This window comes from Methanolobus sediminis, assembly GCF_031312595.1.
Lineage (GTDB): Archaea > Halobacteriota > Methanosarcinia > Methanosarcinales > Methanosarcinaceae > Methanolobus > Methanolobus sediminis.
The window spans coordinates 715,344-727,216 of record NZ_CP133592.1 but is presented as its reverse complement, the minus strand read 5'-3'; the positions used below and the strand labels follow the sequence as shown (position 1 = coordinate 727,216).

General features: G+C 40.7%; 8 protein-coding genes. 5 read left to right on the top strand and 3 right to left on the bottom strand.

The features are described from left to right. Positions 1–119 precede the first annotated feature (119 nt). Positions 120–2,948 carry an excinuclease ABC subunit UvrA gene (gene uvrA, locus RE474_RS03310; RefSeq protein WP_309311563.1) on the bottom strand — a complete coding sequence of 943 codons (2,829 nt, stop codon included), beginning with the start codon at positions 2,946–2,948 and terminating at the stop codon, positions 120–122. A 509-nt stretch (positions 2,949–3,457) separates the two neighbouring features. Here uvrA and RE474_RS03305 point away from each other — a divergent pair. The 4 genes from RE474_RS03305 to RE474_RS03290 all read left to right on the top strand — a co-directional run bounded on the left by RE474_RS03305 (position 3,458) and on the right by RE474_RS03290 (position 7,157). Then, on the top strand, positions 3,458–5,797 hold the full coding sequence (locus RE474_RS03305; RefSeq protein ID WP_309311562.1) for a PAS domain S-box protein: 2,340 nt from the start codon (positions 3,458–3,460) through the stop codon (positions 5,795–5,797). A 188-nt stretch (positions 5,798–5,985) separates the two neighbouring features. Beyond that, positions 5,986–6,480, top strand: a complete 495-nt coding sequence (locus RE474_RS03300; protein WP_309311561.1) for a flavodoxin family protein — start codon at positions 5,986–5,988, stop codon at positions 6,478–6,480. A 78-nt stretch (positions 6,481–6,558) separates the two neighbouring features. Then, complete coding sequence (locus tag RE474_RS03295; protein WP_309311560.1) at positions 6,559–6,753, top strand: hypothetical protein; 195 nt, start codon at positions 6,559–6,561, stop codon at positions 6,751–6,753. Between the two features lie 176 nt (positions 6,754–6,929). After that, positions 6,930–7,157, top strand: coding sequence for a hypothetical protein (locus RE474_RS03290; protein ID WP_309311559.1), 228 nt, complete (start codon positions 6,930–6,932; stop codon positions 7,155–7,157). Between the two features lie 302 nt (positions 7,158–7,459). On the opposite strand, the gene RE474_RS03285 is transcribed toward RE474_RS03290, so the two are convergent. Beyond that, on the bottom strand, positions 7,460–8,044 hold the full coding sequence (locus tag RE474_RS03285) for a hypothetical protein (RefSeq protein WP_309311558.1): 585 nt from the start codon (positions 8,042–8,044) through the stop codon (positions 7,460–7,462). A 129-nt stretch (positions 8,045–8,173) separates the two neighbouring features. On the opposite strand from RE474_RS03285, the gene RE474_RS03280 reads away from it, so the two are divergent. Continuing rightward, a complete protein-coding gene (locus tag RE474_RS03280; RefSeq protein ID WP_309311557.1) occupies positions 8,174–8,440 on the top strand; it encodes a hypothetical protein in 267 nt (88 codons plus the stop codon). 242 nt (positions 8,441–8,682) lie between these two features. On the opposite strand, the gene RE474_RS03275 is transcribed toward RE474_RS03280, so the two are convergent. Further along, positions 8,683–11,730: an FAD-binding and (Fe-S)-binding domain-containing protein gene (locus tag RE474_RS03275; RefSeq protein WP_309311556.1), complete on the bottom strand. Its 3,048-nt coding sequence runs from the start codon at positions 11,728–11,730 to the stop codon at positions 8,683–8,685. Positions 11,731–11,873 lie beyond the last annotated feature (143 nt).

The window sequence follows — 11,873 nt, the reverse complement described above, 5'->3', positions numbered from 1 at the left end:
TATATAAATCAGTATTATATCCATGCTTTCTCTTTTTTAGTTGAATCATTTGAATTATACTGTTTTCTGGATACCAAAGAATATCCATCACTGTATATAGTCAAGTTTTAATGTTAATCTCATTCTAATATTTTCTTCAGGAACTGGCCTGTGTATGAAATATTATTCTTTGAAACTTCTTCCGGGGTTCCCTGTGCGATAATCTCACCACCACGGTCTCCACCTTCAGGTCCAAGGTCAATGAGCCAGTCTGCGGTTTTGATAACATCAAGGTTATGCTCGATGACAATAACAGTGTTTCCTGCTTCTACAAGTCTCTGAAGCACTTCAAGGAGCTTTTTCACATCATCAAAATGAAGTCCGGTTGTAGGTTCATCAAGTATGTAAACAGTCTTGCCCGTAGAACGTTTGCTAAGTTCTGTTGCAAGTTTCACTCTCTGGGCTTCCCCACCGGATAATGTAGTAGAAGACTGTCCAAGTTTAATGTATCCAAGTCCCACATCGTTAAGTGTCTGAAGTTTACGGCTTATAGTGGGTACGTTTTCAAAGAATTCCAGAGCTTCTTCAACAGTCATGTCAAGGACTTCTGCAATATTCTTATCCTTGTAGGTGACTTCCAGTGTCTCCCTGTTGTAACGTTTTCCATGACACACTTCACATGGAACATAAACATCCGGCAGGAAGTGCATTTCTATAGTGATTATTCCATCACCTGAGCATGCTTCACAGCGGCCGCCACGGACATTGAAACTGAACCTTCCTTGTTTGTAACCTCTGGCACGTGCCATCTTTGTTTGTGCAAAGAGTTCCCTTATCGGAGTAAAAAGATTGGTATAGGTTGCCGGATTTGACCTAGGTGTGCGTCCGATAGGTGACTGGTCTATGGTTATGACCTTGTCAACGTATTCCAGTCCTTCAATCGAACTGTATTTACCAGGTGTGTCTCTTGCCTTGTTGAGTTGCTTTGCAAGCACCTTGTTAAGAGTTTCATTGATAAGTGTACTTTTTCCGGACCCCGATACCCCAGTAACACAGACCAATACCCCAAGTGGGAATTCAACATCCACATTTTTGAGATTGTTCTGGCTTGCACCTCGAAGTATCATGGTGCCTGTTGATTCTCTTCTTATATCTGGTATCTCGATCTTTAATTTTCCACTCAGGTATTTTCCTGTAGTGGACTCCCTGTTTTTCATTATTTCCTTTGGAGTTCCTTCAGCAACGATCTCGCCGCCGTGAATACCTGCTCCTGGTCCCATGTCAACAACATAGTCTGAGTTGCATATGGTCTCTTCATCATGTTCTACAACAAGAACAGTGTTTCCAATATCCCTGAGGTGCTTCAGGGTTGTTATAAGTCTTAGATTGTCTCTCTGGTGAAGACCAATACTTGGTTCATCAAGGATGTATAGCACACCCATAAGACTTGAACCAATTTGTGTAGCAAGCCTGATACGCTGTGCTTCGCCACCGGAGAGAGTGGCTGCCGACCGGCTTAATGTAAGGTAATCAAGTCCCACATCAACAAGGAACCCAAGCCTTGCCTTTATCTCTTTGAGTATAAGGCGGGCAATAGTGTATTCCCTGTCATTGAGCTTTGGTTCAAGCTCCTTGAAGAATTCCAGAGCCTCTTCAACGGACATTTCGGTTGTGTCTATGATGTTCCTGCCATCAATGGTTACTGCAAGTGTAACCGGTTTCAGTCTTCTTCCATGGCATGTAAGACAGGGTTTGGTACTGATGTACCTGCTCATCCTTTCCTTGCTATTTTCGGATTCAGTGCCTTCATAGGTTTTGGAAAGGTTTGCAATAACTCCTTTGAAGCGTCCCTTGTGCTTCCACATGCCGCCATTCCTTCCAACATGGACAAACGGGATAAGCTCCTCACTACCATAGAATATGATGTGCTGGATCTCCGGGTCAAGTTCTTCAAAGGGTACATCCATGTAAAACCCAAGATAATTTGCAAGGGATTGCAGTGACTGCATATAATAGCCATCGGATTTTTTGCTGTACCATGGTTCCACTGCACCTTCGTTCAGGGAGAGTGTTTTATCTGGAACAATCAAATCGGGGTCAAATTCCATAGAGGTTCCAAGACCATGACATTCAGGACATGCTCCCTGCGGACTGTTGAATGAGAATGCAGCCGGCTCCATTTCTTCAAAACCGATACTACACTCGGGACATGCAAGTTTCTCACTGAACGTAAGCTCTTCTCCGTCAAGAACCTGTATGGTGATGGTCCCTCCGCTTTTTTCAAGCGCAGTTTCAACCGAATCGGAAATTCTTTCTTCAATACCTTCTTTGATAACAAGCCTGTCAACTACAATGTCTATGTTGTGTTTGAAGTAGCGGCCAAGCTCTATATTCTCGGCATCTTCCAGCAGCTGAATTTCACCGTCCACACGTACTCTTGTGAAACCTTCGCTGCGCAGGTCAAGAAGGAGTTTCTTATATTCTCCTTTTCTTTCTCTCACCAGTGGAGCAAGCACGTGTATCTTTGTACCCTCTCGCAGGTTCATGATGCTGTCAACTATCTGGTCGATACTTTGAGTTTCAATTATGCGTCCGCATTCAGGACAGTGCCTTATGCCTATGCGGGCAAAGAGCAGTCTTAGGTAGTCATAGATCTCAGTAACGGTACCTACAGTGGAGCGCGGATTTTTGCTTGTTGTCTTCTGCTCTATGGAAATTGCAGGAGAAAGTCCTTCAATGTATTCAACATCCGGTTTTTCCATAAGCCCGAGGAACTGCCTTGCGTATGCCGAAAGAGACTCGACATACCTGCGCTGTCCTTCAGCGTAAATCGTATCAAAAGCAAGCGATGATTTTCCTGACCCGCTAAGTCCTGTGATGACTATAAGCTTATCACGTGGAAGGGTAAGGTCGATATTCTTAAGATTGTGCTCTTTGGCACCCTTTATCCTGATGCTGCTCAAAGACATTGTTAACTCTGATGCCTGAATAATAAGTATAGTTTGCGGTATGACGAACAAATTTCAGAAAAAAAGCCTGCTTTTTGTCTTTATCTCTGGAAGCAGCACTCTTTTTCTGAATACTTCTGATCGTGGTGATTAGCTTCACTTTCCTTTCAAACTCTGTCATGTATTGACAATTGTAGTATTTGGTATATATTGGAGATGTAAGCGGGGTGAAAGTATTAATCTTATTTTAGATAATGAATTAAAACTCGCTTCTTTTTCCTCTGTTTTGTAATGTTACGAATATCTTCCCCGTTCAATTTGATTTAGTACATGACATTCGCAGATTATGTATTGTTTTCTGCTCAACAAAAACTCATTTATATTGGTTTAACCTTAAAATGTCTTCACGGGTTCTTTGTTGATATATGCCCTCATATCCATGACTGGAAAGTGCCATTGTTAGAACAGGGTATGGCAGATATGAGTTCATATGGGAGGATATTGCAGTCTAAAACGGAGCGCAGAGTCCTATGAGTAATATATATGACAAATGTCTTTATGATGAAGATATGTGTACACATATTATGAACAAAGACCATTCGGTAAATGGTTCCCAGATCAGCGGGTTACCTGACAAGGATATTCCTGACGGTATCTCTCATTATAATAGTGATTATTTATATAAATTCTTTTTTGCAGAAAATAATGTTATAATGTTACTTGTTGATTCTGACAGTTCGAATATAATTGATGCAAACAAAGCAGCCTGCAATTATTATGGCTGGACAGTTGAAGAGATTACCTGCAAGAAAATAGATCAGATCAATGTATTTTCAGCTGAGTATATCAAAATGGAATCAAAAAAAGCAGAAAATGAAAACAGGGATTACCTTTTCCTCAAACATTTCCTTGCAAATGGTGATATCAGGGATGTAAAAGTATACAGCGGTACGATCAGATCAGAATCATGCACTTTTCTTTACTACATCGTTTATGATGTCGTAGAAAACGAGTTTGTAGATAACAAGTTGAAAAAAATGCAACTTTCAGCCATACAAAGACTTAAGGATATAGGGAAATGGGAAATGGATCTGTCCTCCGGAAAAGTTGCTCTTTCACAGACAACAAGAAGGATATATGGACTTGAAGATAAGATTGTAACAAGAGATCATATTAAAAAAATCCCATTATCCCACTATCTTCCGATGCTCGACAAAGCCCTGGATGATCTGATAACGCGAAATATCCCTTATGATGTGCAATTTAAAATAAAAAGGCAAAATGATGATTCCATACGTATTATACACTCCGTAGCTGAGTATTATCCTGAAAAAAATATCATAATAGGTGTTCTTCAGGACATCACGGAATATAAAAGAACAAAGACCAAGCTCCGGGAACGAAAATCCCTTTTGAATCAAGTAGGTAAAATAGCCCATGTAGGAGCCTGGGAATATGACATAGCTACTGGATCGATAACATGGACCAACGAAGTTGCCAGGATCCATGAAATTGATTCGAATTCTACTGTAAATGTTGGATTGTTATTGGAACTTTATTCTTCAACTTCCAGAAAGGTCCTGAAAGATGCCATGGTTAAAGTACTGGAAATGGGTTATGCAGAAGATCTGGAACTGGAATTGCTAACCGCAAAGGGAAATCATAAATGGGTTCGTATAATCGCCTATCCGAAAATGTCCGAAGGGAAAGTTGTGAAAGTAACTGGTTCACTTCAGGATATAACTGAGCAAAAACAAGCTGAAATAAAGATATCAGAGGAAGCCCGATGGCGTCGTCTTTTAATGGAGCAGTCTAGCGATGGTATCGTCATTATTGGACAGGACGGGAAAGTAATCGAGGCAAATCCACGTTATGCGGATATGCTTGGTTATTCCCATGAAGAAATGCAATTGTTATCTATATGGGACTGTGATACTTCTCATACTCCTGAACAGATACAGGAAATGCTTCAGATCACTGATAAAAATAAGTCTCTTTATGAATCACAGCTACAAAGTAAAGATGGCAGTATTATAGATGTAGAGATCAATGCAAATTCAGCCACTTTTGGTGGAAGAAGAATGCTGTTTTGTGTATGTCGTGACATTAGTCTGCGTAAGAAGGTTGAAAGAGAGCTTCTGGCTGCTAAAATTGCTGCTGAGAATGCTAACAAAGTAAAGAGTGAATTTCTGGCTACCATGAGCCATGAATTAAGGACTCCTCTGACTGCCATTATCGGTTTTTCGGATGTGCTGCTGGAGGGGATAGCCGGCGACTTAAATCAAAAACAGACCAATTATATCGGCCACGTTTCCAATGCCGGAAAACACCTTTTGGAACTCATTAATGATATACTGGATATTTCTAAGATAGAGGCTGGGGAAAGTGAACTCATTTATGAGAAATTCGAAGTTTCCGATGTTATTTATGGGGTTGCTAGTGTACTTAACTCTCTTGCAGATAAGAACAAAATAAATCTGTGTATTGATATTGATCCTGAATTGAAAATGATCGTTGCAGACAGGACCAAGTTCAAACAGATCCTGGCAAACCTTCTCAGCAATGCTATTAAATTTACCCCTGAAAAAGGCAGTGTCTCTGTCAGGGCAATTTTGCAGGATGATTCCGTTCAAATTAGTGTACAGGATACTGGAATTGGAATTGCAGTTAATGATATGGACAAACTCTTTCAGCCGTTTAAACAACTGAACCCATCTCTGACCCGGAAACATGAAGGTACAGGACTGGGCCTTGCTCTTTCCAAAAAATTTGTGGAGATGCATGGTGGCAATATATGGGTTGAAAGTAATGTTGGTGAAGGCAGTATTTTTATGTTTACTATTCCTCTAGATTATGAATTTAAGTATTGATCAATTTCCATTATTATTGATAGTATCAATCAGAATAGCTGAATGTTCTTTTTTTGAACACTACTGTGTATATTTTATTTGTCAGGGTCATTTTATTGTATCACAGCAAGAACACTACAGTTTCCTAACGCTTATCTATATAAATCTATAGTAACTACATTATTTATCCAAATATAGAGGCATCTAAAATGAAGACACTTGTTACATACCTGAGCCAGACCGGAAACACAAAAAGAATCGCAGAAGCTATTTATGGTGAACTTGAAGGCGAGAAAGATATCAAGCCAATCAATGACGTTGCAGACCTTGAAGGCTATGACCTTGCATTTATCGGATTCCCTGTAATGCAGTTTGACATTCCTGCAAAGGTAAAGTCATTCATAACCGATAAGACCGCAGGCAAGAATATTGCAATATTCATGACCCACGCAGTTCCAGAAGGTTTTGAGGCAATCCACTCATGGACAGGCTCATGCAAGGAAGCAGCAGCCAGTGCAAATTTCCTCGGTTCATTTGACTGCCAGGGAGAACTCGCACAGCCTGTAATTGATATGCTCCTTCAGGCAGAAGACCCACAGATGAAAGCATTCGGTGAAATGGGCCCATCCACAAAGGGACAACCTGATGCATCCCGTGTCCAGAAGGCAAAAGAATTCGCAAAGGAAATCCAGGCTAAATTATAATTACCTGTCTGACTTATCTTTATCTGGAAAAACGAATAAATATTTTAACAACTGAGAAACGAACGGAGGGGATAATTAGTGACAGACCAGAAGAAAGCTCCAGTATTCTGTGAGAACTACTGTCTTGTATGCAAAGGTGCACGTGCCGGAAATGGCTTTTTCAAAGCTATCCAGAACATTGAACTCAAAATTTTTGGTTCAAAAGGTTGTCCATGGGGCAAGGCAAGAACAGAATACTATGGTGTAACGCCTGACCAGCCTATTAAGAAGTAAGTTTTTTTATTAAAAGGCAAAATAGCCTTTTATCTCTTTATTTTATTTTTTTGAGCTTTGTTATTGAATAGGTGATACTTCCTGTTTCGCCAAGTAAAAGAGATTGAGAAAATGACCATAAATGAAAGAATAACACATATAAAGTGGACTTATTTCATTATGGGATTTTCATTTGGTTGAATCTTAATGATTTTGATTCATTAATCGCCAAACAAGGAAGTGAGATTATAATAAAGTCTAGTATAAGGTCTGCCTTTAACACAGTCAAAGAAGAAAGGGAGGGGATCATATTTTATAATGAAGTCACAGAAGAAGAAGCAAAGAAAGAACTAATAGAGTATTTAAGTCCTCTTTTCCCTATTTGTCCTGATATAGAACATTTGGAAGGATGGAAGCCTGAATAATTCTCCAAATAAAGGAAGATATCATGAAATTATACGTATGGGAAAACATATTAGAGTCTACAGTGCAGACATAGGTGTTGCGTATGCCGAGGACGAAGAAGCAGCATGGGAAAAGCTTAAGAAAATAGATAATACCGCTTAGTGGGTCTTAAATGGATTTCCTGAAGATTGAGACTACAAAGGTATTCATCCAAATGCAACTAGGCCAAGGGAAATTAACACACTGGAAGCCTTTGTTGTATGGGGGTGGAGATTAACTTAGACCGCCAATAAAAGGAAATCAAAAAATGAAAGTAGCTAGATTAATCACTTAAGACCCTACCTTCGATTATTGTAGCAATTCTGATTGCCTCATCCAGACTTTTATCATTTTCGTCGACAATGGTCACCCTTATTAGTTCATTATTTGAGGTAATGACAGATAACCAAGTTATTATGATGCCTGGGTATGGTTCAACGTATCGATAAAAGCAAATATCTCCAATGGTACAAGTACCATATGTGTGCCCACTTTTACTTGCTGCTTCTTCTTCTTTGTCAATATATTCAGTGAGTCCTATGTCAGAATCATATTTCTCTATACTGCAACTAATCTTATGCTCAGTTGCATCAGACCAAACTGACGTTTCTCCTACATTTCGAGTACCTGATGGTAAAGTATCTGTATACGGTGTAGTCGAATTGCCGAATTCATAAGAATTGCTTTTTGAAACTGCTAGAAACGTATAATCATCTAATGTAAATCCAGGAACATCACTTGGTTTAATTATCAAATCGGGAACTTGACCTATTTCTGAAGTTTCAGAAGTACTTTCATCTTCATTACCAACACAACCTGAAAAGAGTAAACAGGCTATCAAAATACAAATTATCAATAGCTTTTTCATATCAGCCACCCCATAACCTTTGATATTATCTATTGACTTTATTTGATATTAACTTGATTATTTCGTTTGAATTTTCAAGCTTGTCAGCTTCTGCCAAATATAGAAGTGATGGAATTGAATAAAAATCTAATGAGAAAAATAGAGCAGGCATACACACCACCAAAGCTGGAACTTAATGGAATGCCTTATGAGGAATATGTAAAGCCACAGAAGGAACGCAGTTACCCATATAATAGACTTGATGGTGGATACCCTATAAACAAAGATAATGTTAGCTTTATGCAAAAACTGAAATGGAAATTAGGTATTCATGATAGGGTAGGCTATCTTGATACTGACAGACAACAGTTTGTAAGAACTAGTAGTATAGTATGTGGGAAAATGGCAGATTCCTAAACACCCTAATAAAGGAAAAGTTTCCAATAGCTTTCTAAAAATCTCTAATTTTTTCATATGCAATCTCGGTTTTACTTGCATCTTGCGAAGGAAGTTTTTTCCTATTATGTCAACTAATCGGAATCCTTAACAAGGCAAAAACTGATTATCATGCTTTCAATCAATTACAAAAAGATATAATATAAGAGAAAATGGCACCGATTTAAATCAGTGCCACACATATTTTAAACAAATCTAATTCCTCAGTTTGTCTTGATATACTCGATCATCTTCGGTGTCAGTAGGGGTATGAGCTGCGGAAGCATGTTAGGCAGAAGATTACCCATTGCATTCGGCATGAGATCTGGCATCTGCTCGAGCATGTAATCCGGCATTGGTACTCTCTTTTCAACAGCCTTTAGCATCTTTGGCATGACCTTTGGCATAATTGAAGGCATGAGCATAGGCATCATTACCGGCATCATTGGCTTCATGAGTGAGTCCATGCCGGGTACGTACTTCACAGTCTTCATCATTGCCTGCATGTATGATGGCATCGCTCCGATCATGTCAGGAAGCAGTTCAACCATCATGTCGGTCATGTTCTCAGGCACCATAAGGTCTATCATCTTCTCAAAGACCGCCCATGCAGCAAGTGCATCGTTGGTTGTGTCAGGTATGTCATATCCAAGACTGCGGGCTGCAAGTGCTCCAAGATCCTGTATCTCCACATTGACATTATTCTCCCTGGCGGCCACCCTGAACTGGACAACACAGCACGGACAGAGTGCAGCCATGATGTCGGCATCCTGGTCAACAGCTTCCTGCAAACGGACATTACCGATCTTTGATGCAATCTCCGGCTCATCGATAAGTGTTACAACAGAACCACAGCAGAGAGCTTTCTCACGGTTGTGCTCCATTTCTTTGAACTTAACACCTGGTATTGCCTTAAGCAGTTCACGCGGTGCGTCATAGACACCTGCACCTGCCCTGCCTATGTGACATGAGTCGTGCCATGCAACCGTTTTGTTAAGTGGGACCTTGAACTTTGGCTTAAGCACATCCAGCTTATCCATAAGCACTTCAGAATAGTGCTTTGCCTCAATGTCGAACTCCATTCCAAGCTTCTCAGCCCACTGTGGATAGATGGTCCTCCACATGAGAAGACATGCCGGACATGATGTAACAACGGTCTTTGCACCTGCTTTCTGCATATTTGCAATATTCATTTTGAGGATTCTCTCGAACACATCCCACTTTCCCGCAACAAGCATGGGTATTCCACAGCATGCTTCCTTGTCACCAAGGGTTGTGAACTCGATTCCTGCCTCATCAAGCAGCCTTGCAGTTCCTACAGCAACATCCTTCTCAACAAAGGATGCAGTACATCCTGCAAAGTAAGCGATCTCTGCCTTGTCTTTGATCTTTGGCCTTAGATCATCGGGTATCCATTTATCCCTGTCAACCCTGTAATTTGCCCAGATGTTCCTCTGGTTGTCCAGACTCTGAGCCATGATCTCAAACGGAGGGATTGTCATCATGCCTCTCTTCTGGACAAAGTTCTCTCTAAGGGTCATCCATGAGCGTTCAATTGGAAGGTCAAGCTGGCAGTAATAGTCACACATCTCACAGGTGGTACAAGCAAGGAAAGTGTCAACCTGCTCCTGGTCGAGTGGCATTTTTCCAGCAAGGTATTCCTTTATGAAGAACCACTTTCCACGTGGTGATTGTGATTCCCATCCACGTCCATAATACTGGTCACATTCGTTGACACAATAACCACACTGGGCACAGGTGAATGCATGTGAGATGATGTCTCCTGGCAGTCCTTTCTCATCCTTGAATTCCTGATGGCCGACTCCGGACATGTTTCCGACCATGCGTGCCATTGGCTCGAATGTCTTTGCCATGGAAAGTCCTGTGTTTATCAAAGACTTGCCTGTCATTGTTTCAGGATTCATGATGTCATCAGGGTCAACCTGTTTTTTGAAGTCCTTAATGAGTTTGAAACGATCCCTGTAAACCTTCTCGGCCTGACTTGCAAAGTAAAGACCTGAAGCATAGATTCTTCCGCCATTCTCCTCTGCGATCTTTACGATACTCAGGGCAAGCGGGAAAGCAAGGTTATACTTGAATGATCTTTCCGAATGAGGCATGAAACAAAGAATGATGGCTTCATCACCTTTTGTTACCATTCCCTCGACAAGTACAGGGAGACCAATCTTTTTCTCGATCTCATTGAACACTGTGTCTATCTTGTCAACAGGCACAACAACTTCGGCAGGAATAAATGAAGGACCAAGTCTCTTTACTTTCATTGACCTGAACCATTCCTGAGTTTCATGCTCGGCAATTTCTTCCGGCAGGATCTCTCCGCCAGCTTCCTTGATAATACCTTCAAGGGCACTTACATCCCTTGATGCAGGATAGGCAAAATTGCATATGTAGGAAAGCGGCAATTCCGGTCTGTGGTCATCAACGGTTTCTCCGTAGTGTGTCTTGTACGGAGCCTTGTTTTTCATATCAGCCCATTGAGGGTTTAAGAATGAGACCGCCCATACAGGGACTTTTTTCTCCCCTACCATCTTGATAGCTTTCTTCATTGAAGAAGCATCAGGGAATTTTGCAGAGATTGCGGCAGTCTTTTCGTATTTTCTCAGTTTCAGGGTAACCTGCGTAATTATTCCGGTGGTACCCATTGTTCCGATGATCTTTTTGAGTTCTTCGCCTGAGAAATCCTTTACTTCACCGCTTGGCAGGACAACCCTTGCAGATTCCATTGTGTCCTGTGACCAGCCGTATTCGTAACTTCCGTAACCCACACCGTTCTGGGCAAGCCAGCCACCAACGGTTGCAGACATCGCACTTGAAGGGACAGCCTGAACTGCAAGTCCTTCCTCGTTAAGCTTTTCCTCCAGGTTATGCCATACGGCACCTGCACCAACTGTAACCCTGAGATTATCTTTGTCAAGATCGATTATATGTCTCATGGGAGTAACATCGGCAATAATTCCTCCTTTGGTAGGAATAATACCGCCGTATCCTGAAGAGGCTCCCGCTCTTGGTACTACCGGGATTTTGTATTTACGTGCAAAATTAATAAGTTCTACAGCTTTTTCTTCATTTCTTACTTTTACAATAGCTGCAGGTTTGGATTTGCCCACCATTGTTTTTATAAGTGAAGGCAATGCTCCCACGTCATGTGTGTAAAAGTGTCTTTCCTTGTCTTTAAAATTGACTCCTCTACCGAAAATATCGGAGAGTTCCTTTTTTTGTTGCTCATTTAGTTCGAATTTTGAATTTGCCATGATAAACCCCTTATAATAATATATTGGATTCTTATATTTAAAATATTTTAAGAGATAACTGTTTATGATATGTCTATAGTGTCACTATATATACTGAATTGAATACTTCCGAATAGACCTAGATTTAATCAGTTCCATAAGAA

Coding starts and splice junctions, on each gene's coding strand:
- uvrA (WP_309311563.1), bottom strand. CDS start 2,948: ATGTCTTTGAGCAGCATCAGGATAAAGGGTGCCAAAGAGCACAATCTT.
- RE474_RS03305 (WP_309311562.1), top strand. CDS start 3,458: ATGAGTAATATATATGACAAATGTCTTTATGATGAAGATATGTGTACA.
- RE474_RS03300 (WP_309311561.1), top strand. CDS start 5,986: ATGAAGACACTTGTTACATACCTGAGCCAGACCGGAAACACAAAAAGA.
- RE474_RS03285 (WP_309311558.1), bottom strand. CDS start 8,044: ATGAAAAAGCTATTGATAATTTGTATTTTGATAGCCTGTTTACTCTTT.
- RE474_RS03280 (WP_309311557.1), top strand. CDS start 8,174: ATGAGAAAAATAGAGCAGGCATACACACCACCAAAGCTGGAACTTAAT.
- RE474_RS03275 (WP_309311556.1), bottom strand. CDS start 11,730: ATGGCAAATTCAAAATTCGAACTAAATGAGCAACAAAAAAAGGAACTC.